This is a genomic window from Kribbella sp. NPDC056345, assembly GCF_042262745.1.
In the GTDB taxonomy this organism is placed as follows: domain Bacteria; phylum Actinomycetota; class Actinomycetes; order Propionibacteriales; family Kribbellaceae; genus Kribbella.
In genome coordinates, this window is record NZ_JBHJQQ010000001.1 from 733465 (window position 1) to 756302 (window position 22838).

Genomic DNA, 22838 nt, shown 5'->3' on the forward strand with positions numbered 1-22838 from the left:
GCAGGCTAGTCGCCAAAGACCTTGCGGGTGTACGGATTACTGAAGGTGCGGGTGGGATCGACCCGATCGCGCACGGCGAGGAAGTCGTCGAAGTGCGGGTAGCGGGCGCGGAGGTCGTCGGCGCCGAGGGTGTGCAGCTTGCCCCAGTGCGGGCGCCCCTGGTACTCGGCGACTATTCGCTCGAAGGCCTCGAAGTAGCTGTCGTGCGGCAGCCGGTGGTACTGGTGGATCGCGATGTACGCCGTGTCGCGGCCGGAGGCGGTGGACAGCCAGATGTCGTCGGCCGCGGCCACCCGGACCTCGATCGGGAACGGGAAATGGTGGCCCGAGTTGTCGATCCACTCCCGGAGCCGGTGCAGCACCTCGACCACGTGCTCGCGCGGTACGGCGTACTCGGACTCGCGGAACAGCACGTTGCGCTCGGAAACGAACACCTTGTACGACGCGTCGACGTACTCGCGGGCGGACAGGGCACGGGATGCGAGCCGATTGATGCGCGGCACCAGCGCCGGCCGTCGCATCGCCAGCCGGTTGGTCAGCTCGAACACGCGGTTGGACAGCAGCTCGTCGTCGACCCAGCCGCGGATCGCGTTGACGGGTGACGGCCCGACGCCCGCGGCGACTCGGTTGTTGCGCTTGGTCAGCGCGATCTCGGTGTGCGGGAACCAGTAGAACTCGAAGTGATCGTTGCCGTCGGCAAGCTGATCGAAACCGTCGAGCACTTCGGCCAGCGGGAGCGGCATCTCCTGGGCGCGCAGCAGGTACGCCGGGACGGTCTGCAGGGTGATCGAGCTGATCACGCCGAGCGCGCCGACCGAAACCCGGGCCGCGTTGAAGACGTCCGCGTTCTCTTCCGGGGAGCAGTGCAGGACCGAGCCGTCCGCCGTGACCAGGTCGAGGGCGGCGATCTGGGTGGCGATGCCGCCGAGGCGTGCGCCGGTCCCGTGCGTGCCGGTGGAGATCGCACCGGAGATGGTCTGTTTGTCGATGTCGCCGAGGTTCGCCATCGCGAGGTCGAACGCGGCCAGGCCGGCGTTCAGCTTGCGCAGACCGGTCCCGGCGCCGACGGTGACGCGACCGGACTCCTGGTCCGCGTTGGTGATCGCGGACAGGCCGTCGAGACGGACCATCACCTGCTCAGGCGCGGCACAACCGGTGAACGAGTGACCGGAGCCGACGGCCTTGAGCTTCTTCCCCTGCTCGGCCGCCGCCTTGACCGACGCCGCAAGCTCGTCGACCGAGGCCGGTCGCAGGACCTCGACACCGGTGGCCGCCTCGGTACCGGCCCAGTTCCGCCAGGTGCTACTCATCCGAAGTTCCGCCCCTCACCTCGGTACGTCGTCAGCTCGGTCAAGGTTTCGCCGTCGATCGCATGGACGGTCTCGAATCGTTCGAACATCTCCCCCGCCTTGGCGTAGCGCATCCAGACCCGATCTCCAAGATGCAGGCCGTCGGCGGACTTTCCAAGGACCGGAGTCTGCACTTCTCCGGCACCTTCTGTGCCCAGCAGCTTCAGGCCGGCCGGCCACGCGGGTGATGGGAGCCGGGATTTCTTCGCGGGGCCGGAGGCGACGTAACCGCCGCCGAAGAGGGTGGCGATCCGCGGGGCTGGACGGCGTACGACGTCGAGGGCGTACGCGACCGCGGGTTCGGGCTGGAAGACGTCGTACTTGTCGAACAGGGTCGGACCGTAGAGACCGGAGCCGGCGGTGACTTCGGTGACGGCCGGATCGGCGCTGCTGATCTCCAGGCTGCCGGTGCCACCGCTGTTGACGATCCGCAGCGGTCCGAGCTGCTTGACCGCGTCGACGACCGCACCCCGCCGGTCTGCGAGCTCAGCGGCGGAGCGGCGCTTCACCCAGCGCACAGCTGGGGAGGTGTCGGGCAGACCGGCGATCTGCGCCTCGTAGAACATCACTCCGGTCAGCTCGAACGCATCGTCGGCGACAACCTGGCGAGCCAGCGCGCTGACGTCATCCGGGGTGCGGAGCGGCGAACGCCGTACGCCGAGGTGCTGGCCGAAGACCCGCAGCGACGCGTCGACGTCGAGCGCGACCTGGATCTTGGCGCCGCCACCAGCGGTCACGGAGCGGATGAACGCGAGGTGCTCGGGCGAGTCGATCATCAGCGTGATCTTCGCGGCCGCCTCGGGATTGGCGGCCAGCTCGCGCAGCGCAGTGCGGTTGGTGGTCGGGTAGCCGAGCAGGATGTCGTCGACACCGTTCTCAGCGAGCCAGAGCGCCTCCGGCAGCGAGTAGCCCATCACCCCATGGAACCCGGGCCGCTCCAGCGCGGCCGTGAGCAGGGCACGGCACCGCACCGACTTGGAGGCGACCCGGATCGGGGTCCCCGCGGCTCGACGTACCAAATCGTCCGCGTTCCGCCGGAACGCGGCCAGGTCCACCACGGCGAACGGCGCATCCAAGCCCGCGGTCAGCCGTCCGTACCGCTCGAACTCACCCATTCTGGGAGTGTAAGCGAAGAAATACTGAAAGGTAATACATCTTTCAGACTGAGCTGTTGAGACGGGCGGCTGCCGCCTCGACGCGCTCGTCGGTACCGGTCAGCGCGACCCGGATGTGGTGATCGGCGTCCGGGCTGTAGAAGGTGCCGGGCGCGACGAGGATGCCGTGCTCAGCCAGGGCTGCCACCGAGGCGTAGGAGTCGTACGTCGGGTGGTCCGCCCACAGGTAGAGACCACCGTTGGACAGCGTGATGTTCCAGCCGGCGCCGGTGAGCGCGTCGCGGAGGAGGGTACGGCGGCGCAGGTAGCGCTCGCGCTGCTCGTCCACATGGGCGTCATCGGCGAACGCAGCAGCCATCGCCGCCTGGATCGGCGTCGGCACCATCAGCCCGGCGTGCTTGCGGACTGCCAGCAGCTCCGCGACCACCGTCTCGTCACCGGCGACGAATCCGCCCCGGTAGCCGGCCAGGTTGGAGCGCTTGGAGAGCGAGTGCACCGCGAGCAGATTGTCGAAGCTCCCGCCACAGATGTCAGGGTGCAGCACAGACACCGGCTTCTCATCCCAGCCGAACTCGGCGTAGCACTCGTCACTCACCAGCAGTACGTCGTTCGCCCGCGCCCACTCGACAGCCCGCCGTAGGTCATCCGGGGGCGTGATCTGACCAGACGGGTTGCGTGGCGAGTTCAGGTAGGCGATCCGGACCGGACCGCCGTCGTACGCCGTCGGGTCCGCCACCGGCACGCTGGTTGCGCGCACCAGCGCCGCACCGGCCTCGTAGGTCGGGTAGGCCAGGTCGGGGATCAGCACTGTGTCCCCAGCGCCCACGCCGAGCAGCGTCGGCAGCATCATGATCAGCTCTTTGGTCCCGATGACTGGCAGGACGCCGTACTGCGGGTCCACGCCGACCACTCCGAGCCGACGCGCCAGCCAGTCGACCGCAGCCTGGCGGGCCGACGCCGTACCGAGGGTGGTTGGGTACGCCGGCGCGTTCGCCGCGTCAGCCAGCGCCTTCTGCACCAGTGCGGGCACTGGGTCGACCGGACTACCCACAGACAGGTCGACGATGCCGTCCGGATGGGCGGCCGCCTTGGCCTTGTAAGGGGCGAGCTTGTCCCACGGGAAGTCTGGCAACCGGCTGGAGGTCTCGAATTTCACTCCGCCATTCTCCCCCGCTCATTCACTGCACGGCTTGCCTGGGTCCACTCTCTGGAGGATCTGGTCGGCGATCGCCTTCAGCTGAGCGAGTTGCTCCGGCGCGAGCGCATCGATCACATACTCGCGGACGGTACGGACATGTCCGGGCGCTGCGTCCACCAGGAAGGCGTAGCCGGCCTCCGTCAGGGTGGCGACGGTGATCCGGCCGTCGTCCTCGGCCGGGCGCCGTACGACGAAGCTGCGTCGCTCGAGCCGTTTGACCACATGTGACAGCCGCGACAGCGAGCCGTTGGCGAATCCGGCCAGATCGCTCATCCGCCGGGACCGGTCCGGCGATTCGGAGAGGCCGGCAAGCACCAGGTACTCGAAATGGGTCAGACCGGAGTCCCGCTGCAGCTGGTAGTCGAGCGCTCCGGGCAGTTTGAACATCAGTCCGGCCAGCGACATCCAGGCCGCGAGCTCATCGGGCTCCAGCCACTGGGTGTCCTCGTTCTTCTCCGCCACGCCGCCAGTTTACGCGATTTGTTGACGCTTCAAGTCTTGAGGGTCTACCTTGAGTTGATACATCAACTCATAACCGAGAGTGAGCCATGAACGTCTTTCTGTGGATCCTGGCCGGAGTCCTGGCCGCCTTCTTCCTGGCCGCCGGCGCGAACAAGCTGGCCCAGTCGCACGCCAAGCTGCTGGCGAACCCGAACATGAAGTGGGTCGAGGACTTCTCGCCGGGAACCATCAAGCTGATCGGGGCCGCCGAGGTGCTCGGCGCGATCGGCCTGATCCTGCCGGCCCTCCTCGACATCGCCCCGATCCTGACCCCCCTGGCCGCCGTCGGCCTGGCGGTGATCATGATCGGCGCGATCATCACCCACGGCCGCCGCAAGGAGAACCAGCCGGTCATCATCAACGTGGTCATCCTGGTGCTCGCCGTCGTGCTCGCGATCTTCCGGTTCGGTCCGAACAGCTTCTGACCTCCAGACTGGAGGGATGACGTACGACGTAGCGGTGGTCGGGGCGGGCGCGATGGGATCGGCGGCGGCCAGAGCACTGGCCGCCGCCGGCCGCGAGGTCGTCGTGCTGGAGCAGTACACACTTGGCCACGACCGCGGTGGTTCGCACGGCGGCACCAGACTGTTCCGTGCGGCCGCCGACGACGCCGACGTCGCTCAGCTGACCGAGCGGACCCGGCCGCTGTGGCGGGAGCTCGAAGCGGAGTCCGGTGAGACGCTGCTCGAGGTGACCGGCGGTATCGACTTCCAGGTGACTGACGACCGCGTCGAGGCCTTCAGATCGATACATGCTGCAACAGGAGAGGTGCTGACCGCCGAGGCCGCCGCCGAACGCTGGCCAGGCATCCGCTTCACCACTCCGGTGCTCCACCAGCCCGGCTCCGGCCGCCTGTACGCCGATCGCACGGTCAAGGCCCTGCAGACCGTGGCCGCCCGGTACGGCGCCGAGTTCCGCGGGCAGTCGCCAGTGCAGGCGCTCCGGCGACACAACGGTCTGGTCGAACTCGACGTACCGGGTGGAGCGATCAGAGCGCAGCACGTCGTGGTGACTGCCGGTCCATGGACTCCGAAGCTGCTGACCGGCCAAGTCGCGCTACCGCCGTTCCGGGTGACGCAGGAGCAGCCCCGCTTCTTCACACCGGTCTCGTCCGACCTGGTCTGGCCCAGCTTCGTAGATCAGAGTGCTCGCAGCTATGGCTTGTTCGAGGCGGGCTCTGGCGTCAAGGTCGGTCTGCACGCCACCGGACCTGAGGTGGACCCGGACACTCGCGACTTCCAGGTGGAGCCCGAGCGCGACGCGGAGCTGATCCGGTACGTCGACTCCACGTTCCCCGGCCTCGACACCGGGCGTACGACGGCCATCAGCTGCCTGTACGACAACACACCCGCCGCGGAGTTCGTGATCCGCCGGTCCGGGCCGATCACGGTCGCGGCAGGCTTCTCCGGCACCGGCTTCAAGTTCGTGCCGCTGATCGGGCAGCAGGTGCGCGACCTGGTCCTGTCACCTCACAGGTAGAGGCCGGTCTGCCCGTCTTCGAGGCGGTTGGAGGCGACGGCGTGCAGGTCGCGCTCGCGCAGCAGGATGTAGTCGTCGCCGCGGACCTCGACCTCGGCGCGGTCCTCCGGGTCGAACAGGACCCGGTCACCGACCTCGACGGTGCGGACGTTGGCGCCGATCGCGACGACCTTCGCCCAGGCCAGGCGGCGGCCCATCTGGGCGGTGGCGGGGATCAGGATGCCGGCCGACGACTTGCGTTCGCCCTCGGCCTCCAGCGAGACCAGGACGCGGTCGTGCAGCATCCGGACCGGCAGCTTGTCGTCGGTCAGCTTCTTGCGAACAGTCACCGGCGTCCCACCAGGCGACGGATCAGCAGCAGCACGGCGACGACGCCGACGGCAGCACCGGCGACCGCGACGACCTTCTGGGTGCGCAGCTGCCCGGTCTCGTCGAACACCTGGGACTTGGCCTGCTCGACCTGTCGCAGGGCCACGTTCTTCGGGTGCGCGCGGTCGACCAGCTCGTCCACGGTCGAGGCCAGCCGGGCCCGGGTGGCGGCGATGTCCGCTTCGATCTGCTCGGCGGTCCGAGCTTTCGTCTCCGACATACCCCCATCCTCGCAGGTCAGCCCTGCATGTCCACGACCACCTTGATGTCGTCCGGCTCCCGGGCCAGCGCCGAGGTCCAGTCGGACAGCGGGACGGTCCTGGTGATCAGGCGCTGCAACCAGTCCGGATCAGCCGCCTGCAGCACGTCCACCGCATCGGCGTAGTGCCGCTTGGCGGCGTTGACCACGCCGATCACCGAGACGTTGCGCACCACGAGCTGCCGGATCAGCGCATCGAGCTGTACGTCGATCGAGGCCGGCCCCGGCGAGATGCCGATCAGACACATCACCCCGGCCGGCCCCAGCAGCTTGGCGCAGTCGAACACGACCTGCCCGACACCGGTCGCTTCGATGATCACATCCGGTACGACGGACAGCTGGCTGAGGTCCGTCAGATAGCTCGCCCCGAGTGCACGGACCAGCTCCGGCTTCGGGCCGTCGGTCACCCGGTCGAGCACATGCACGTCGTACCCACGCTGCCGGGCGACCATGGCGGCCAGGAGCCCGATCGGCCCGGCCCCGGTGATGAGGACCTGTTCAGGGCCGTACCAGGACCGCCGTCCGACCGCATCGATCTGTTCCCAGCTCTTGGTGAGCACACTGGTCGGTTCGACGAGTACGCCGAGGTTTCCGAGCTCGGCCGGGACCGGTACGGCGAAGTAGGGGTCGACGCGCCACCGCTCCGCGCCGTACCCGTCCAGCTCCTTGATCCCGCGCTCGGTGTAGCGGCCGTTGCGGCAGAAATCCCACTCACCGCGTGCACAGGCCGGACAGGGCACCGGGTCCGGCCGGCGGACCACTCCGGCGACCAGGTCACCCTCTGCGAAGCCGGAGCCCGCAGGTGCCTCGAGGACCCGGCCTAGCGACTCATGACCGATGACCAGCTGGTCAGAGCCCGGCCGACCGGATCCGAAGTGTGCGGACACCAGCTCCAGATCGGTCCCGCAGATGCCTGTCAGCAGGGCTTCTACCAGGATTGAACCGTCAGTGGCCGGCGGTTCTGCCACCTCACCCAACTGCGCCGAATCAGCCTTGCCCGGTGTGATGGTCATCGCCCGCATGGGTTCAGGCTAACCGCGTCATGTCCACTGTCACCTCGATTGCTGTCGCCGCGCCGCCCGAGTAGATGCCCTTCAACGGGGACACGTCGGCGTAGTCGCGGCCAGTGGCGACCCAGACGTGCCGGTGCGCGATCGGAAGGTCGTTGGTCGGGTCGAAGCCCCACCACTCACCGGTCCAGGCTTCGATCCACGCATGACTCTCACCGACGACTGTTTCACCCACTGCCGCGTTGGGCTTGGTGTGGAGGTAGCCGGAGACGTAGCGGCTCGGGATACCGACAGCACGCAGCATGGCGAGCGTGAGGTGCGCGTAGTCCTGACACACGCCCTCACCGGCCTGCCACGCGTCGATCGCCGACGAGTGCACCCCTGTGGTGCCGCGCTGGTACTTGAGCGTGTCGTGCACCCACTTGGACACCGCGAGCACTGTCTCCTGGGGAGTCCGCCCCTTACGCAGTCCGCGGGCCACAGCGGTCAGCTCGCGGTGCTTCGGCACGTAGCTGGTCCATTCGAGGTACTCGGCGTACAGATCGACGCACTCCGCGGACCGCACCTCGTGCCAGGACGCATCGACCTCGGGGAGCGGATGTCCGGTCGTCTCGACCACGGAGGACGCCACGACCTTCAGCTCGGTGTGCGCGGTGAACAGGTCGAAGGCGTTGACCTCGGTGCCCCAGTAGTCCGTGTACTTGTAGGCCCGGGTCGCGGGGACGGTGTCCAGCCGCGCCACCATCAGGTTCTGCCGGTCGTCACTGCGCGGGGTGAGCCTTGCCTCGTTATAGGACTGGGCTACGGGTCCGTCGTACCGGTAGCCAGTTGTGTGCACAACTCGGAGCCGCCACTTCACAGGTTCACCTCCGCGTTGTTCCACTCGATCCACGGCACGGCGTGGAAGTACTGCCGGGACACTGCCTCGCCGACCTCGCGCACTGTGGTCTGCAACGCCTGCAGCCGGCCGGTGAGGTTGTCCAGCAGCTCAGCCGGGCGCAGGAACTCCAGATCGCTCCGCGCCTTCCCCAGCAACCGGGACGCCTCGGCCCCAGTACCGATCCGGGCCGTCGGGCCGCGGTCGAGCTCCTCCAGGCACGCCTCGGCTTGCAGCAGCGCGTGGAACGCCGACCGCGGGAACAGCCTGTCGAGCAGGAGGAACTGCACGACCCGGGACGCATCGAGTGCACCCCGGTACGTGCGCAGATACGTGTCATGAGCGCCCGCAGAGCGCAGTACTGTCACCCACCCGGGAGACGTCGGCTTGTCACCCACCCGGGACATCAGCAGCCGGACGATCATGTCGACCCGCTCCACCGAGCGCCCCAGCACCAGGAACCGCCATCCGTCGTCGCGGCTCATCGTGGAGTCGGCCAACCCGGCGAACGTCGCCGCCCGGTCCTCCACAAAGCTCAGGAACCCGTGCGGTCCCATCCGCCGCGCAGCACGCTGCCGCTCCGGTACGGCGTTGTACGTCGCGTTGATGCACTCCCAGAGCTCGCTCGACACCACCTCCCGGGCGACGCGGGTGTTCTCCCGGGCACTGGAGATCGACGAGATGATCGAGCCGGTCTCCGGTGACATGGCGACGAGCTCGGTCAGTCCCCACACGTCCAGCGGTACGCCGTCCGGCGGATTGATACCGAGGACGTGGAGCAGTGTCCGGCTGGCCGTGTCGGCATCGACCGAGGCATCCTCGAGCAGCTGGTGCACCGAGACGTCGAGGATCCGCGCGGTGTCGTCCGCGCGTTCGACGTACCGGCCGATCCAGTACAGCGATTCGGCGTTGCGTGCGAGCATCGTCAGCACCTCCCCATCACTGTTGCTGCTGCTGGGCGATATTGAGTTCCGGACCGCGCTCGGGAGTAGCCGCGTCTTCTGATGTCACACCGAGCCCTGCGCCACCGAGCTCGGAGACCCCTGTCGAAGCACGTGGCGCCAGAACCCAGGTGTCCTTGGAGCCGCCGCCCTGCGACGAGTTGACGACCAGACTGCCTTCGGGAAGCGCCACTCTGGTCAGTCCGCCCGGCAGGACGAAGACGGAGTCACCGTCGTTCACCGCGAACGGCCGCAGGTCGACGTGCCGCGGCTTGAGCCGTCCACCGACCTTCGTCGGCACAGTCGACAGCTGTACGACGGGCTGCGCGATCCACCCCCGTGGATTCGTCTTGATCCGGCGCCGCTGGGCCTGGAGCTCCTTGGGCGAGGCGTCCGGTCCGAAGACGATGCCATAGCCGCCAGAACCCTCGACAGGCTTGGTGACCAGCTCGTCGAGCCGGTCCAGCACCTCATCGTGTTCAGCGGGCAGCCAGCAGCGGTAGGTGTCCACGTTGGGCAGCAGTGGTGCTTCACCGAGGTAGTACTTGAGGATCTCCGGCAGGTACGTGTAGACGAGCTTGTCGTCACCGACACCGTTTCCGATCGCGTTGGCGATCACCACGTTGCCTGCACGCGCCGCGTTCACCAGGCCCGCGACACCGAGCACGGAGTCCGGTACGAAGTGCACCGGGTCGAGGAACTCGTCGTCGATCCGCCGGTAGATCACATCGACCCGCTGCTCCCCCTCGGTGGTCCGCAGGTAGATGACGTTGTTCCGGGCAAACAGGTCGCGGCCCTCGACCAGCTCGACGCCCATCTGCCGGGCCAGCAGCGAGTGCTCGAAGTACGCCGAGTTGAAGACACCTGGTGTCAGTACGACGACGTTCGGATCAGTGGCTCCTGGTGGGGCCGCAGCTCGGAGTGATCTGAGCAGGTGGACCGCATAGTCGCCGACCGGCCGCACCCGGTGCTTGGCGAACAGGTCCGGGAAGACTCGCGCCATGGTCCGGCGGTTCTCCATCACGTACGACACCCCGGACGGACTGCGCAGGTTGTCCTCCAGCACCCGGAAGTCGCCCTGCTCGTCGCGAACCACGTCGATACCGGCCACGTGGATCCGGACGCCGTTCGGCGGGATGATGCCGGCGGCCTGGCGGTGGAAGTGCTCACAGGAGGTGATCAGCCGACGCGGCAGTACGCCGTCCTTCACGATCTGCTGGTCGCCGTAGATATCGGCCAGGAACGCCTCCAGCCCGCGGACCCGCTGCACGATCCCGCGTTCCAGCCGGGCCCACTCCGAAGCCGTGATGACCCGCGGCACCAGGTCCAGCGGGAAGGGCCGCTCCTGGCCGGACAGGCTGAACGTGATGCCCTGATCGACCAGGGCCCGGTCCAGCGCCTCGGACCGCGTCGTCAGGTCCGCCGGCTGCAACGGGCTGAGGGAATCGTGCAACCGCTTGTACGCCGTCCGGACGCCATCGACCGGATCGAACATCTCGTCGTACGCGTCGGCATGTGGCCGGCGTGGATCGAGGTATCCGGCGAACAACTGCGGTTCCGCGGGGCGGGAAGAAGCGCGGTTCATCTCCGCATCCTCACCCACGACAGCCATGTCCGCACCTGGAACGGAAGGTGTGCCCCCTGAGGCGTGGTCAGAGTTTTCACGCACGTAACATTGCGGGCATCTCACTCGATCCGTGGAGGCCTGATGTCCGAGCGCTTGTCCGTCGGCGATGCCGCACCTGATTTCACCCTCCAGGATGCCGACGGCAACGAGGTCGCATTGAAGGACCTGCGCGGCCAGAACGTGATCGTCTACTTCTACCCGGCCGCGATGACCCCGGGCTGCACCAAGCAGGCCTGCGACTTCCGCGACTCGCTGGACTCCCTGCAGGCCGCCGGGTACGCCGTACTGGGGATCTCCCCCGACAAGCCGGCGAAACTGGCCAAGTTCCGGGAGCGCGACGGCGTGACGTTCCCGCTGCTGAGCGATCCCGAGAGGGAGACGCTGACGGCGTACGGCGCCTTCGGTGAGAAGACCATGTACGGGAAGAAGGTGACCGGGGTGATCCGGTCGACGTTCGTGATCGACCCGGACGGCAAGGTCGCGGTGGCGCAGTACAACGTGAAGGCGACCGGGCACGTGGCCAAGCTCCGGCGCGATCTGGGGCTGTAGAACGCCGTTGCCGATTCACCGGCCGGAGGTCTTCCGCGGAGGAAAACCTTCGACCGTTTCATGTGAACAGTCCGTACAACGGTCTGGGCCCCGGGCACGTCGGTGTGATTTGGATCACACCGGTAGTTCAGCGGTCCGCAGCTGGAGCATCACCCACCGTGAGTTTTCCCGCTTTCCTGTGAACGAGCAGTACTCCGGAGGCTGTTGCAGTCTTCCGGAGAAGCCGTTTCGGTTCGTTGCGAACTTCGCCCTGACCTGCCCAAACCGGGTACTCTGCGCGCGCAGTGAGCCTCTGGGAGGGAGGGACCAACCGCGATGGGAAAGCATTCCTCTGCGGTAACGCGAAGTAACAAGAGCAACAACAACCGCCGGCCGGTGTACATCACCGCGGTCGGACTACTGGTGCTGTCGATCGGCGGCGTCTTCGTGGTCCGGTCCTTCGGCTCGGAGGCTGGGGCGGACGGGATTCTCGGCGGCAAGGCGTGCGACGATCCGGCGCAGGTCAAGCTGACCACCGCGCCCGAGTTGCAGCCCGCTCTCGAGACCGCGGCCAAGTCGCTGTCGGCCAAGGGCGGCAAGGACGGCGTCCCGTGTCTGCAGTTCACCATCACCGGCGCCTCGGCGTCGAAGGTCGCCCGGAACCTCGCGACCGGTAGCGACGACCGCCCCGACCTGTGGATCCCCGACTCCTCACTCTGGGTCTCCCAGGCCGACGACGGCGAGACCGTCCCGTCCGTCGCCGTACCGTCGGTGGCCAGCTCGCCGATGGTCCTGGTCGGCCGCAACGCCAACTTCGCCGACACCTCGTCCTGGCTGCGGGCCCTCGCCGGCGCCCAGCCGGCCCTGCTCGACCCGTTGGGTACGTCGCCGGGTGCGCTCGCGCTGCTGGCGATCCAGGCGGAGCGGCAGCAGACCTCGACGTCGAACACCACAGTGAACAACGTCGTCGTACCGCTGGCGCAGCGGCTGGGCTCGATGCCCAAGCCCTACACCGATGTGAACCCACTCCTCGGCCGCGCGGCCCAGGAGGGCAGCACGGTCATCGTGCCGGCCTCGGAGCAGGCGTTCGTGAAGTACCAGGAAGAGCACCCCGAGGGCGGGCTCAAGGCCGTCATGCCCGCCACCGGCACGCTCTCGCTGGACTACCCGATCGTGGTCACGGCCAAGGGCGACACCGCCAAGGCCACCGAAGCCGCCAAGACACTCGGCGCGGAGATGATCGGCGACGTCGCCGGCCAGGCCCGCGACCAGGCCGGCTTCCGCGACCAGCTCCTCGGCCAGCTCAGCGGCGGCCGTGGTGTCGGTGAGGTCGACCAGCTCCCGAAGCCGAACGCCGACGCGATCGAGCGCACGCTCGGTACCTGGAGCCGGCTCTCACTGTCCACCCACTCGCTCGCGGTGATCGACGTCTCCGGCTCGATGGCGGAGAAGGTCGGCAACAAGACCCGGATGCAGCTCACCATCGAGGCGGCCACCGGCGGTCTCTCGCTGTTCCCGGACACCGCATCCCTCGGCCTGTGGACGTTCTCCTCGAACAACGGCCAGGACGGCGCCGACTACAAGAAGCTGGTGCCGATCGCTCCCTTGTCGCCGAAGCAGCGCAAGACGATCGGCAACGTCCTGAAGGTCCAGAAGCCGATCCCGAACGGCGGCACCGGCCTCTACGAGACCGCGATCGCTGCCGTCCGCGCGGTGCGCAGCAACTACGACCCGAACGCGGTCAACTCGATCCTGCTGTTCACCGACGGCAAGAACGACGACCCGGGCAGCTCCGACCTCGACGCGACGATCCGCAGCCTCCAGAGCCTGAACGACCCCGACCGCCCGGTCCGCATCATCGCCCTCGGTATGGGCCCGGACGCCAACCCCGACGAGCTCAGCCGGCTCGCCCAGGCCACCGGCGGCCGCTCCTACGTCGCCCAGAACCCCAGCGACCTCCGCCAGGTCTTCATCGACGCCCTGCAGAGCCGCTGACGTCACCCGCTCCCCTAGGATGTCTGTCCTAGGGGAGCCATTCCCCTCGCCAGAGTGGTGGAACGGCAGACACGCCGGCTTTAGGTGCCGGTGCCCTTGGGCGTGCGGGTTCGAGTCCCGCCTCTGGCACAACCAGCGGTGATGGTGGCGTACGCGCCACCCCAGATCGGGCGCAGGCTCCAGTGTGATCGGAGCACGCGACTCCTAGCGTCGAAGCGACCCTAGGAGGGGCCCGATGAAACTCATGATTCTTCCTGTACTGACCGCGCTAGTGGGCGGACTCCTGACCGATCCCGCAGCTGCCGACCTGGCCAAGGTCGCGCACCCGATCGTCTCCGTCGAACCCGGTGGCGATCTCAGCGACCTGGCGATCCTGGGCCGGCAGGTCGGCTCGGCCCAGGTGGTGGGGATCGGTGAGGCGACCCACAGCTCGCACGAGTTCTTCACGTTCAAGCACCGGGCGTTCCAGGCGCTCGTCGAGCAGAAGGGCTTCACCACGTTCGCGCTGGAGGCGGCCTGGAGCACCGGGCTCGCGCTGGACCGGTACGTGGTGACCGGAGCGGGCGATCCGCGCGAGATCATGCGGCGCGAGTTCCAGGACTCGTACCGGTTCTGGAACACCCAGGAGTACCTCGACCTGATCGAGTGGATGCGTTCGTACAACCAGACGCACGCACGCAAGGTCCGGTTCATGGGTGACGATCTCGGGTACGTCGGGCCTGAGGTGCCGGATCGCGTCGTCGAGTTCGTCCGGAAGGCACGGCCGCGGCTCGCGGCGACGGTGTCCAGGCTGTACGGCGGGATCCGGTCGACGGCCGAGGCGAAGGAGTGGACCGAGCAGTACCTGGCGAAGTCCCTCACCGCCCGCCGGCAACTCGAGGTGGACGCGCGGAAGGCCCTTCAGCTGGTGTCTTCGGTGCCCGGCGGTCGTGAGCAGCGTTGGGCGGTCCAGCACGCACGGACCGTCTGGCAGGTAGCAAAGATCTATTCGTTCGACCTCGACGACCCGGAGCTCGCGCCGAAGTCGATGCTGTTCCGCGATCAGGTGATGGCGGACAACGTCGCCTGGTGGGTCCGGGAAACCGGCAGCAAGACGGTGCTGTCGGCACACAACGGTCACATCGCCACCCAGGCGTACGAGCCGGACAACTATCCGAAGGTGCAGGGGCAGTTCCTCCGCGAGCAGTTCGGCCGGGGATACGTCGCGCTGGGTACCACCTTCACCGAGGGGTCGTTCAACGCCCATGACCCGCGCGACCCGGCGCGGCCGCTCCGCGTGGTCACCCTGGGCCCGCCCCCGACCGGCAGCAACGAAGAAACCCTCGCCGCGGTCCCCGGGAACTACCTGGTCGACCTGCGCACGCTCCCCCCAGCGGCCGCCCGCTGGATCCGCCCGGACCGCCTCACCCGCGAGTACGGCACCGACTACCCGGTAGAACCGGTGAGCCTGTCCCTCAAGAAGTCCTTCGACATCCTGGTCCACCTGCGCCAGATCACCGCAGCAAACCTGCTTTAGTCCAGGCAGAACTCGTTGCCTTCGACATCCTGCATGTTGATGCAGGACTCGTTGATGCCGTCGGCGTACAGGATCTGGCCCTGTACGGCGCCGAGCGCGACGAGGCGGTCGGACTCGGCCTGTAGTGCGGCGAGCCGCTCGTCGCCGACGAGGCCGGTCCCGGCGCGCACGTCCAGGTGCACGCGGTTCTTGACGACCTTCCCCTCCGGGACCCGCTGGAAGAACAGCCGCGGTCCCACCCCGTTGGGGTCGACACACGCGAACGCCGACCCCTGGCTCTCCGCCGGGAGCGAGTCGTTGAACTCGGTCCACGACGCGAACCCCGGCGGTGGGGGCGGCACCTCGTAACCCAGCACCTCGCACCAGAACCGCGCAACCCGCTCAGGATCCGCGCAGTCGAATGTCACCTGAAACTGCCTGACCGTTGCCATCCCCCAACCTTATTCGTGCCCCCGGTGCATTAGCTTGTCGAAAGTGGACAGCGGGCTTCGTTGCAGGGGTGTAGGGATGCCGAGATGAGTGCTTCGGTGAGCGACGCGATCACGAGGGTCCACCGCGAGGAGTGGGCACGGGTGGTCGCCGGGCTCGCGCGGCGGTTCGGGGACCTGGACGTGGCCGAGGAGGCTGCGGCCGAAGCGTTCGCGGTGGCGGTCGAGCGGTGGCCGAGCGACGGCGTACCGCCCAATCCCGGCGCGTGGCTGACGACGACGGCGAACCGGAAGGCCATCGATCGGCTCCGGCGGGAGAGCAAGCGCGACGATCGGCAGAAGGAGGCTCAAATGGCGTACGACGAACCTGCCGAGCCTCTCGGGGTGATCGACGACGAGCGGCTGCGGCTGATCTTCACGTGCTGCCATCCGGCGCTGGCTCCGGAGGCGCGGGTGGCGTTGACGTTGCGGATGGTCGGTGGGCTGACCGTGCCGGAGATCGCGCGGGCGTTCCTGGTGCAGGAGACCACGATGGGCCAGCGGATCACCCGGGCGAAGGCGAAGATCAAGGCGGCCAAGATCCCGTACCGGGTACCGGCTGCGGAGGATCTTCCGACGCGGGTGACCGGCGTACTCGCGGTGCTGTTCCTGGTTTTCAACGAGGGCTATCTGGCGACCGGGCCGGATACCGATCCGGTCCGCGCGGACCTCACCGCCGAGGCGATCCGGCTTGCCCGCCTGATCCGTGGGCTGTTGCCGGCCGACGGCGAGGTCGCGGGGTTGCTGGCGTTGATGCTGCTGACCGAAGCCCGCCGTACGGCGCGTGTCTCGGCGACCGGGGAGTTGGTTCCGCTCGGCGAGCAGAACCGCGGGGCCTGGGACGCCGACCTGATCGCCGAAGGCCACCAACTCGTCCGCGAACGCCTGGCCGCCGGCGTCGCTCCCGGCCGGTACCAGATCCTGGCCGCGGTGAACGCCGTCCACACTTCGGCGCGCGATGTCCGCGACACCGACTGGTCGCAGATCGTGGCGCTCTACAACCAACTGTTCCGCGTGGACCCCTCGCCGATCGTGGCGCTCAACCGAGCCATCGCGATGGCCGAGCTGGACGGGCCGGAGGTAGCGCTGGGCGTCATCGACCAACTGGAACCGAGCTTGTCGGGGTATCACGCCTACCACGCGACGCGGGCCGATCTGCTTCGCCGGCTGGGCCGCAGCGGTGACTCACGGGCTGCCTACGACCAGGCGATCGCCCTGGCCGGCAACACGGCCGAGGCCGCCTATCTGACCCGTCGCCGCGATCAACTGGGCTAGCCCGGAAACTATTCAATTCAGGTCGAAACAATCCATCCAAACGCTTGGCCGAATACCCATACAGTGACCGCGCAATTACCCAAGCGCTAACTCCGGCGAGCTTTTGTGGAACACGGCTTGGCAACATGGTGAAGTTGCAGCGAGATGCCCGCTTCGACCTAAAAAACATAGCGGTTGTTCTTTATTCTCTTGAGGGTGCCCATCAGCCCCGGTGGGTCTCAGGGGAGGACCATAGTGATCGCTGCGCAATCGACGACGCTCGACGGATTTACCGACCAGTTGTTCAGACGAATACCCAGGGCCGATCAGCGGCGGTGGGCCGAGGTGTACGTGCAGGGCCTCCTCACGACACCGGGCAAGAAGTCGGTACGGCGGATGGCAGCCGCGGTCACCGATTCCGATACCGCGGCGCAGGCCCTGCATCAGTTCGTCAATGCAAGTCCCTGGGAATGGGAACCCATCCAGACCGAGCTCACCCAGTGGGTCGAGCGGCACACCCGGCCGCGGTGCTGGACCATCGCACCCGTCGTGCTCCCCAAGCGCGGCGGGCAGTCCTGTGGTGTGCACCGCCGGTTCATCCGGCAGACCGGGCGGACCGTCAACTGCCAGATCGGCATCGGAGCCTTCCTGTCGTCGAGCACCGGGGACCTGCCGGTGGCCTGGAACCTGCTGATCCCCGAGGAATGGTCGGACACCGCACGTCGCCGACAGGCACGCATCCCGGGTAACGCGACGGCGGCCTCGGCGATCCAGAACACCGTGAAGCTGACCAACGGACTGGGCCTGCACGCGGCCGAGGATTCGCTCCCGGTGGTGGCTGACCTGGTCGGCTATCTGGACACATCCGCCATGATTCGCGGGCTCGTCGAACGCGGGCACAACTTCGTGGTCGCCGTACCGGACAACCTGTTGCTCCAGCCCGGCAGTCACCTGGCCGCTCGGCAGTGTGCTGAAGGCGCGCCGGTGCGCGCTGCGCAGTTCATCGACGGACGCGCCGGCCACGCCCCGCACCCGTCCGGTCTCGTCTACCTGCCGCGCACCCACACCCGGCCGGGTCTGCAGCGCACCTACCGGCTGTTCGCACGTCCCGAGGACGACCGTGGCCGGCCCGGCGGGCTCTGGCTGACGAACATGACGAACCGTCCCTTCGGCGAACTGCTCGCACTGGTGGACGCGCAGACAACGACAGCGACCACCATCGGCCGCCTGGAGCGCGACTTCGGACTGCGGGACTTCGAGGGCCGCTCATACCCGGGCTGGCATCACCACATGACGCTGGTCTCCACGGCGTACACCTATCAGCAGTTGGCAGTGCGCCAACTGCGTCGCGCCGCCTGACAACACAGCAGGGCCGCGCTCTTCACGATCCCGAAGAGCGCGGCCCTGGCTGTTGTCACGGCTTGGTCGTGAACAGGTGCCCGTAGTCGGTGATGCCGGCGGCGACATCCGCGGCGTCGGCGAGATGCAGGGCATGCCACATGATCACCTGGTTCGCGGTGACCACGTTGAAGCCGAGCTCTTCCTCAAGGGGCTTGATGGTGCCGACCGCGCGAATGCCGTTACCAGCAACGAGTACGGCGTCCGGCTGGTGCGCGGCGACCGTGGTGCGGATCCAGGCCGACAGGTTGGTCGGCGTGATCGCCTTCTGGTTCGACGGCAGGCCGCACGGCCCGTGGTGTACGACGTCGAACCCGAACTCACGGAAGTAGTCCGCGCCCTGTTCCGACAGGACGTCGTCGAACCACGGCGGATTCACGATCGCGATCTTCTGCGCACCGAGTGCGTGGAACGCCGCCCGAGCCGCCTTGGTCGTTCCGGTGATCGGGAAACCGCGGGTGACGGGGGCGAGTCGTTCGTAGAGCTCCTCCTCCCCCTTCGCCTTCAGCACATAGCTCGACGAGGTGAACCCGAGCGCGAGAGCGTGCAGCGGGGCCGCGGCCACGAGCTCGACCGCCTGATCCAGGAACGGCGGTTCGACGAACGCGCGGACCGGGTCGTGCGGGATCTTCTCGTCCATCTCGCCACCGGCCCGCATCGCGGCGAAGTGGATCCGCGATCCGTGAACGGACACCGAAGCAGGAGCCATGGCCTGGAGCTCGGCCTCCGGACCGACATCGGCATGCGGTACGACGACTCCGATCCGCGTACTCGCGTCCCAGCCGTCGAGTGGTGCGTTGGTCATATCCGCGTCTCCCTACTGTGCTTCCGCGGCGAGGCTGCCGCCGGCGACCGTGCCGGTGCCCGACAGGAAGTTGGGGTGTTTGGCACGCATAGTGGTGATGACGAAGTCGTACGGGACGTCGTCGAAGGTGCCGTGGTCGGTGAGGAACTCCATCGACCCGCCACCGTCGGCGTACGGGTGGTAGAGGCTGTCGCTGGTGCCGTCGAACTCCAGGGCCTCCATGCCGTACAGCTTGCAGAGCATCTTGTTGAACACCGGCGTGGCCTTGACCCACTTGCCGTTCAGGTGGACCTGGGTGAGGCCGTGGAAGAACACGTCGCCGCCGATGTGCTCGATCAGACGCGGCGAAGCCAGGTGGTTGCGGACATCGCCGTACACGAGACGCGACGGGATGCCGACGGCGCGGACAGCTGCCGCGTAGACCGCGGACTTGTGCAGGCAGAAGCCGGACTTGGCCCGGACAGTGCTCGACGCCTTCAAGCCTTCGGGCGAAAGGTCGGCGTCGTACACCTCGTAGAAGATTCCGTCGCGTACGGCGTAGTACAGCTCGGTCGCGATGGTTGCCGGGTCGGCCGCGCGGTCCTTGACGGCGTGGTCGACGAAGGCCTGGACCTCGTCGGTCTCGTAGTCGAGGAACTCGGTCGGCCGGGTCAGCTCGTTCAGGTCAGCAGTCATGGAAACTCCTCAAAGGCCCATCAGGGTGGCGATGCGGTTGCGCTGGATCTCGGAGCTGCCGGAGTAGATCGTCCCGGCGATGGAGTTCCGCAGCTCCCGCTCCATCCCGAACTCGGTGAGCACCCCGCGACCGCCGTGGATCTGGACTGCGTCGAGCGCGGTCTGCACGTTGGCCTCCGAGACGATGGTCTTGGTGGCGGCCAGATCGAAGGCGGCGTCCTGCCCGGCCTCGACCTTGGCGCCGGTGTCGGTCAGCCACTTGCGGGCGGTCTCGACGCGCATCTTCATGTCCGCGAGCTTGTGCGAGACGGCCTGGTACTTGCCGATCGGTTGCCCGAACTGCGTGCGGCTCTTGGCGAACTCGACGGTCTCCTCCAGCCGGCGGGTCATCTCGCCGAGGGTGAGGGAGAAGCCGAAGAGGACCTCACGCTTCATCACGTAGTCCAGGACCAGGAATCCCGCGCCCTGGGCACCGATCCGGTTGGCCACCGGCACGCGCAGGTCGTCGAAGGCGAGGGTGCCGATCGGGCTGGTGCGCAGACCGAGCTTGTCCATCGTCGGTCCGACGGACAGGCCCGGCGTACCGGCTTCGACCAGCAGCGTGGTCAAGCCGAACGGGCCTGGGTTGCCGGTGCGGACGTACAGCAGGAACAGGTCGGCGATCGGGGCGTTGGTGATGAACATCTTGGTGCCGTTGATGACGTAGTCGTCACCATCGCGATGCGCGACGGTCGACACGTTCGTCGCGTCCGAGCCGCCGGTCTCCTCGGTGATCGCGTGGGCGGTGATCAGGTCACCGGCCACGATCCGCGGGAGGTACCGGGACTTGAGCTCCGGGGTCGCGAACCGCTGCATCGGGATGCCGACGGAGACGATCTGGGTGGACGTGGAGAAGGACAGGCCCGCGTCGCGCGACGTGTACCCGAGGCCTTCCAGGGTGCGCATGGTCTCGGTCAGGCTACGGCCGCTGCCGCCGAACTCGGTGTCGAAGGGGGTCCGCAGGATCCCGGAGTCCTGGATGGCCTTCCACTTGTCCTGCGGAAAGGCACCGGCGGCGTCCGACTCCTGCAGGCCGGCGTTGAGCTGATCTGCCCACGGGGTGGCGAGGTGGAAAAGGTCGTCGTTCAAGAGGTGTCCTCGGGGTCGAACTGCGGGGTGGGCCCGCCGGTGGTTGCGCTGGGCAACCACCGGCGGGGGCGGTACTCAGTACTGCGAGAAGCCGTCCGCGGACAGGGTGTGCTTCTCGTCGCCGTTGATCGGCGGGTTGAAGACGGAGATCAGGTGCAGGTCCTCGTCCTCGGATGCGATCAGGTAGTGCGGGTCGTGCTCGTTGAGGGCGTACATGGTGCCTTCGACGATCTTGTGGCGGGTGCCGTCCTTTTCGACGACCTCACCCGAGCCGCCGATGCAGAAGCAGGCCTCGAGGTGCGCGCGGTACTGCAGCGCGCTGGTGGTACCGCGCCGGACGAGGGTGTCGCAGATGGCAAAGCCCATGCCGTCGGCCTGGGTGAGGACGCGGTAGCTGAGGCCATTACCCCATTCGACCGGGGCGATGGTGTCGATGCTGCGCACGATCATGTTCTTGCTTTCTCTTTCTACTGGACGGGTGTAACGGAGTGGGTTTCGATCAGGGCGACGATCGCGTCGAGGCTGCGGAAGTTCTCCGGGCCGAACTCGATGTCGTCGAAGGAGACCTGGTAGGTCTCGGTGAGGTGCGAGATGAGCCGGATCAGCCCGAGGCTGTCGATGACGCCCGCGTCGATCAGGGCGTAGTCACCGGTCAGGTCGGAGGTGTCCTCGCCGGCCAGGTACTCCGCGACCACGTAGGCACGGATCTCGGCGGCGATGTCCTGGCTGTTCACTGGTGGATCTCCTTCAGGCGGTTGCTCTTGATCAGGTTTCGGTCGGGCTTGCCCGTGGACGTGCGGGGCATCGGGTCGTCCGTGATGTGCACGGACGTGGGAATGGCATGGCGAGGCAGGTGCTGACCTGCATGGGTGCGCAGGCGCAGGCCGGTCAGCGCGCTACTGAGGCGCCTGCTGACATGGGCGTGCAGCCGTACGCCGGCCTGTTCGTCGGGCAGCGGTACGACGACCGCCTCGATCACATCGGGGTGCGCGGAGATCACGCGCTCGACCTCTTGCAGGTTGGTGCGCACGCCCCGGACCTTCACCTGCCAGTCCGCACGGCCCTGCAGGCTGTACAGACCGTCGTCGTCGCGGGTGACGAGGTCGCCGGTGCGGTAGAAGGTGCGGCCCTCGATTGTTTCGAAAGCCTCCGCGTTCAAGGCGGTGTTGAGGTAGCCGTCGGTCTGGAACGGCGTTGCCACCAACAGTTCGCCGTCGCGGATCAGGGCGTCGGTTCCGGCGATGGGACGGCCGATCGGCATCTTGCCGGTCACCGTGGCCGGGTCGACCTCGTGGATGAACGAGTCGTTGGTCTCCGTGCAGCCGAAGATGTTGTGGAACCTGGCGTTCGGGAAGGCGTCGTGGACCGGCTTGAGCAAGGACTCCGGCACGCTGTCGCCGGTGAAGATCACCTCGCGGACCGTGGCGAACCGACCGGGGCGGTGGGGTGGGGAAGGTATCGATTCAGCACCGGCTTCTGTCAGGAGGCGGTAGAGCATCGGGACGCCCTGGATAAAGGTGACGTCCGCGACCAGGCTTTCGACGTACGGCGCATCCGTCGCTCGGCCTTGGTCGACCAGCACGACCTGGGCTCCCAGCTGCAGGAAGGTCCAGATGTCGAGGAGTGCGAGGTCGAAGTTGAGGGGTGCGTAGGAGAGCGCAACGTCATTGTCAGTAAGGGCAAACTCCTCCGTGGCCCAGGCGGCGAACGCGTCGAAGCCGGTGGCCGCGATGGGCACGATCTTCGGGGTGCCGGTGGAGCCTGAGGTGGTGAGAAGCAGACACGTGCGGGCCGGATCCGCCGCTGCGAATCCCGTCGCCTCCTGCTCGTCGGCCTGCACCGCGTCCGCAGTCAGGGCATCGATCGCGACGGCGACACTACTGGGGGTGAGGACATGGGTGGCGCGGGCCTGCTGCGCCAGGCGGGCCAGTGCGGCCGCGCCGAGATCGGGTGCGGGAGCCAGTACGACGAGGCCCTCGAGGAACGCGGCGAGCAGCAGCGCGATGGTCTCCGGCGACTTGTGCGCCGGGACGCAGATCGTGCTTCCGGCCGGCAGGTTCAGCTCCAGCAGGCTCTGCCGGAAGGACTGCGTGAGCTCGCCCAGTTCGCCGTACGTGACGGTGCGGTCAGCGGAGACCAGGGCGGTTTCGTGGGGTCGTAGGTGGCCGTGAACGGCGACGGCTTCGGCCAGGCAGGGCGATGGCACGGCGGAATTCCTCGCAGTAGGGAGAACTCTGGACGCGCACACCACTCGTTCGAATGTTCGAATCCGGTGGCGGCGATCCCGAAGGTATCCCGCGAGGTACATGCTTGGTCAAGCATCTACTTGGCGAAGTCGTAGTGAGCA

Annotated in this window: 24 protein-coding genes and 1 tRNA gene; 8 read left to right on the forward strand and 17 right to left on the reverse strand. The window is 67.6% G+C overall.

Features of this window, described 5'->3' with window-relative positions; genetic code table 11:
* Nucleotides 1–5: 5 nt before the first annotated feature.
* Genes ACFCV3_RS03330 through ACFCV3_RS03345 form a run of 4 tightly spaced genes read right to left on the reverse strand, consistent with a single transcriptional unit; the run spans nucleotide 6 to nucleotide 4124 of the window.
* Nucleotides 6–1310: a D-arabinono-1,4-lactone oxidase gene (locus ACFCV3_RS03330; RefSeq protein WP_376025673.1), complete on the reverse strand. Its 1305-nt coding sequence runs from the start codon at nucleotides 1308–1310 to the stop codon at nucleotides 6–8.
* Nucleotides 1307–2464 (reverse strand): amino acid deaminase/aldolase, encoded by a 1158-nt coding sequence (locus tag ACFCV3_RS03335; protein ID WP_376025674.1) that lies wholly within the window; start codon nucleotides 2462–2464, stop codon nucleotides 1307–1309. Before ACFCV3_RS03335 ends, ACFCV3_RS03330 begins: the two co-directional genes overlap by 4 nt.
* A gap of 43 nt (nucleotides 2465–2507) precedes the next feature.
* Nucleotides 2508–3620 carry a succinyldiaminopimelate transaminase gene (gene dapC / locus ACFCV3_RS03340; protein ID WP_376025676.1) on the reverse strand — a complete coding sequence of 371 codons (1113 nt, stop codon included), beginning with the start codon at nucleotides 3618–3620 and terminating at the stop codon, nucleotides 2508–2510.
* Nucleotides 3621–3638: 18 nt separating this feature from the next.
* On the reverse strand, nucleotides 3639–4124 hold the full coding sequence (locus ACFCV3_RS03345; RefSeq protein ID WP_376025678.1) for a MarR family winged helix-turn-helix transcriptional regulator: 486 nt from the start codon (nucleotides 4122–4124) through the stop codon (nucleotides 3639–3641).
* 86 nt (nucleotides 4125–4210) lie between these two features.
* On the opposite strand from ACFCV3_RS03345, the gene ACFCV3_RS03350 reads away from it, so the two are divergent.
* On the forward strand, nucleotides 4211–4588 hold the full coding sequence (locus ACFCV3_RS03350; RefSeq protein WP_376025680.1) for a DoxX family protein: 378 nt from the start codon (nucleotides 4211–4213) through the stop codon (nucleotides 4586–4588).
* Between the two features lie 16 nt (nucleotides 4589–4604).
* Nucleotides 4605–5642, forward strand: a complete 1038-nt coding sequence (locus ACFCV3_RS03355; RefSeq protein WP_376025682.1) for an FAD-dependent oxidoreductase — start codon at nucleotides 4605–4607, stop codon at nucleotides 5640–5642.
* On the opposite strand, the gene ACFCV3_RS03360 is transcribed toward ACFCV3_RS03355, so the two are convergent.
* Genes ACFCV3_RS03360 through ACFCV3_RS03385 form a run of 6 tightly spaced genes read right to left on the reverse strand, consistent with a single transcriptional unit; the run spans nucleotide 5633 to nucleotide 10593 of the window.
* Nucleotides 5633–5926, reverse strand: coding sequence for a GroES family chaperonin (locus ACFCV3_RS03360; protein ID WP_376026441.1), 294 nt, complete (start codon nucleotides 5924–5926; stop codon nucleotides 5633–5635). The genes ACFCV3_RS03355 and ACFCV3_RS03360 overlap by 10 nt on opposite strands.
* Before the next feature lie 41 nt (nucleotides 5927–5967).
* A complete protein-coding gene (locus tag ACFCV3_RS03365; RefSeq protein ID WP_344165541.1) occupies nucleotides 5968–6231 on the reverse strand; it encodes a DUF3618 domain-containing protein in 264 nt (87 codons plus the stop codon).
* Between the two features lie 17 nt (nucleotides 6232–6248).
* Nucleotides 6249–7292 carry a glucose 1-dehydrogenase gene (locus ACFCV3_RS03370; RefSeq protein ID WP_376025684.1) on the reverse strand — a complete coding sequence of 348 codons (1044 nt, stop codon included), beginning with the start codon at nucleotides 7290–7292 and terminating at the stop codon, nucleotides 6249–6251.
* A 4-nt stretch (nucleotides 7293–7296) separates the two neighbouring features.
* Entirely contained in the window at nucleotides 7297–8139 is an 843-nt protein-coding gene (locus ACFCV3_RS03375) for a transglutaminase domain-containing protein (protein WP_376025685.1), read from the reverse strand.
* A complete protein-coding gene (locus ACFCV3_RS03380; protein ID WP_376025687.1) occupies nucleotides 8136–9080 on the reverse strand; it encodes an alpha-E domain-containing protein in 945 nt (314 codons plus the stop codon). The genes ACFCV3_RS03375 and ACFCV3_RS03380 overlap by 4 nt, the downstream gene beginning before the upstream one ends.
* A 16-nt stretch (nucleotides 9081–9096) precedes the next feature.
* Nucleotides 9097–10593 (reverse strand): circularly permuted type 2 ATP-grasp protein, encoded by a 1497-nt coding sequence (locus ACFCV3_RS03385; protein ID WP_376026443.1) that lies wholly within the window; start codon nucleotides 10591–10593, stop codon nucleotides 9097–9099.
* 213 nt (nucleotides 10594–10806) lie between these two features.
* Between ACFCV3_RS03385 and bcp the strand changes: the two genes are divergently transcribed.
* The 4 genes from bcp to ACFCV3_RS03405 all read left to right on the forward strand — a co-directional run bounded on the left by bcp (nucleotide 10807) and on the right by ACFCV3_RS03405 (nucleotide 14764).
* Nucleotides 10807–11274, forward strand: coding sequence for a thioredoxin-dependent thiol peroxidase (gene bcp, locus ACFCV3_RS03390; protein WP_376025689.1), 468 nt, complete (start codon nucleotides 10807–10809; stop codon nucleotides 11272–11274).
* Nucleotides 11275–11589: 315 nt separating this feature from the next.
* Complete coding sequence (locus ACFCV3_RS03395) at nucleotides 11590–13248, forward strand: substrate-binding and VWA domain-containing protein (RefSeq protein ID WP_376025691.1); 1659 nt, start codon at nucleotides 11590–11592, stop codon at nucleotides 13246–13248.
* 48 nt (nucleotides 13249–13296) lie between these two features.
* A tRNA-Leu gene (locus ACFCV3_RS03400) sits at nucleotides 13297–13377 on the forward strand.
* 106 nt (nucleotides 13378–13483) lie between these two features.
* Complete coding sequence (locus ACFCV3_RS03405; RefSeq protein WP_376025693.1) at nucleotides 13484–14764, forward strand: erythromycin esterase family protein; 1281 nt, start codon at nucleotides 13484–13486, stop codon at nucleotides 14762–14764.
* On the opposite strand, the gene ACFCV3_RS03410 is transcribed toward ACFCV3_RS03405, so the two are convergent.
* Nucleotides 14761–15195: a VOC family protein gene (locus ACFCV3_RS03410; RefSeq protein WP_376025695.1), complete on the reverse strand. Its 435-nt coding sequence runs from the start codon at nucleotides 15193–15195 to the stop codon at nucleotides 14761–14763. The two genes, ACFCV3_RS03405 and ACFCV3_RS03410, sit on opposite strands and share 4 nt — an antisense overlap.
* 84 nt (nucleotides 15196–15279) lie before the next feature.
* Here ACFCV3_RS03410 and ACFCV3_RS03415 point away from each other — a divergent pair, with 84 nt between their 5' ends.
* Both ACFCV3_RS03415 and ACFCV3_RS03420 read left to right on the forward strand, forming a co-directional pair.
* Entirely contained in the window at nucleotides 15280–16506 is a 1227-nt protein-coding gene (locus ACFCV3_RS03415) for an RNA polymerase sigma factor (RefSeq protein ID WP_376025696.1), read from the forward strand.
* 234 nt (nucleotides 16507–16740) lie between these two features.
* Nucleotides 16741–17844, forward strand: coding sequence for an IS701 family transposase (locus ACFCV3_RS03420; protein WP_376025698.1), 1104 nt, complete (start codon nucleotides 16741–16743; stop codon nucleotides 17842–17844).
* A 55-nt stretch (nucleotides 17845–17899) separates the two neighbouring features.
* Here ACFCV3_RS03420 and ACFCV3_RS03425 read toward each other — a convergent pair whose 3' ends face one another.
* The 6 genes from ACFCV3_RS03425 to ACFCV3_RS03450 all read right to left on the reverse strand — a co-directional run bounded on the left by ACFCV3_RS03425 (nucleotide 17900) and on the right by ACFCV3_RS03450 (nucleotide 22697).
* On the reverse strand, nucleotides 17900–18688 hold the full coding sequence (locus ACFCV3_RS03425; protein WP_376025699.1) for a maleate cis-trans isomerase: 789 nt from the start codon (nucleotides 18686–18688) through the stop codon (nucleotides 17900–17902).
* Nucleotides 18689–18700: 12 nt separating this feature from the next.
* Nucleotides 18701–19363 (reverse strand): transglutaminase family protein, encoded by a 663-nt coding sequence (locus ACFCV3_RS03430; RefSeq protein ID WP_376025701.1) that lies wholly within the window; start codon nucleotides 19361–19363, stop codon nucleotides 18701–18703.
* A gap of 9 nt (nucleotides 19364–19372) precedes the next feature.
* Nucleotides 19373–20491, reverse strand: coding sequence for an acyl-CoA dehydrogenase family protein (locus tag ACFCV3_RS03435; protein ID WP_376025703.1), 1119 nt, complete (start codon nucleotides 20489–20491; stop codon nucleotides 19373–19375).
* Nucleotides 20492–20566: 75 nt separating this feature from the next.
* Nucleotides 20567–20941, reverse strand: a complete 375-nt coding sequence (locus ACFCV3_RS03440) for an ectoine synthase (protein WP_376025705.1) — start codon at nucleotides 20939–20941, stop codon at nucleotides 20567–20569.
* A 17-nt stretch (nucleotides 20942–20958) separates the two neighbouring features.
* Nucleotides 20959–21225 carry an acyl carrier protein gene (locus tag ACFCV3_RS03445; RefSeq protein WP_376025707.1) on the reverse strand — a complete coding sequence of 89 codons (267 nt, stop codon included), beginning with the start codon at nucleotides 21223–21225 and terminating at the stop codon, nucleotides 20959–20961.
* Nucleotides 21222–22697 carry an AMP-binding protein gene (locus ACFCV3_RS03450; protein WP_376025708.1) on the reverse strand — a complete coding sequence of 492 codons (1476 nt, stop codon included), beginning with the start codon at nucleotides 22695–22697 and terminating at the stop codon, nucleotides 21222–21224. Before ACFCV3_RS03450 ends, ACFCV3_RS03445 begins: the two co-directional genes overlap by 4 nt.
* Nucleotides 22698–22838 lie beyond the last annotated feature (141 nt).

Coding starts and splice junctions, on each gene's coding strand:
- ACFCV3_RS03430 (WP_376025701.1), bottom strand. CDS start 19,363: ATGACTGCTGACCTGAACGAGCTGACCCGGCCGACCGAGTTCCTCGAC.
- ACFCV3_RS03355 (WP_376025682.1), top strand. CDS start 4,605: ATGACGTACGACGTAGCGGTGGTCGGGGCGGGCGCGATGGGATCGGCG.
- ACFCV3_RS03425 (WP_376025699.1), bottom strand. CDS start 18,688: ATGACCAACGCACCACTCGACGGCTGGGACGCGAGTACGCGGATCGGA.
- ACFCV3_RS03360 (WP_376026441.1), bottom strand. CDS start 5,926: ATGCTGCACGACCGCGTCCTGGTCTCGCTGGAGGCCGAGGGCGAACGC.
- ACFCV3_RS03365 (WP_344165541.1), bottom strand. CDS start 6,231: ATGTCGGAGACGAAAGCTCGGACCGCCGAGCAGATCGAAGCGGACATC.
- ACFCV3_RS03410 (WP_376025695.1), bottom strand. CDS start 15,195: ATGGCAACGGTCAGGCAGTTTCAGGTGACATTCGACTGCGCGGATCCT.
- ACFCV3_RS03405 (WP_376025693.1), top strand. CDS start 13,484: ATGAAACTCATGATTCTTCCTGTACTGACCGCGCTAGTGGGCGGACTC.
- ACFCV3_RS03335 (WP_376025674.1), bottom strand. CDS start 2,464: ATGGGTGAGTTCGAGCGGTACGGACGGCTGACCGCGGGCTTGGATGCG.
- bcp (WP_376025689.1), top strand. CDS start 10,807: ATGTCCGAGCGCTTGTCCGTCGGCGATGCCGCACCTGATTTCACCCTC.
- ACFCV3_RS03380 (WP_376025687.1), bottom strand. CDS start 9,080: ATGCTCGCACGCAACGCCGAATCGCTGTACTGGATCGGCCGGTACGTC.
- ACFCV3_RS03440 (WP_376025705.1), bottom strand. CDS start 20,941: ATGATCGTGCGCAGCATCGACACCATCGCCCCGGTCGAATGGGGTAAT.
- ACFCV3_RS03350 (WP_376025680.1), top strand. CDS start 4,211: ATGAACGTCTTTCTGTGGATCCTGGCCGGAGTCCTGGCCGCCTTCTTC.
- ACFCV3_RS03415 (WP_376025696.1), top strand. CDS start 15,280: ATGAGTGCTTCGGTGAGCGACGCGATCACGAGGGTCCACCGCGAGGAG.
- ACFCV3_RS03370 (WP_376025684.1), bottom strand. CDS start 7,292: ATGCGGGCGATGACCATCACACCGGGCAAGGCTGATTCGGCGCAGTTG.
- ACFCV3_RS03330 (WP_376025673.1), bottom strand. CDS start 1,310: ATGAGTAGCACCTGGCGGAACTGGGCCGGTACCGAGGCGGCCACCGGT.
- ACFCV3_RS03395 (WP_376025691.1), top strand. CDS start 11,590: ATGGGAAAGCATTCCTCTGCGGTAACGCGAAGTAACAAGAGCAACAAC.
- ACFCV3_RS03385 (WP_376026443.1), bottom strand. CDS start 10,593: ATGTTCGATCCGGTCGATGGCGTCCGGACGGCGTACAAGCGGTTGCAC.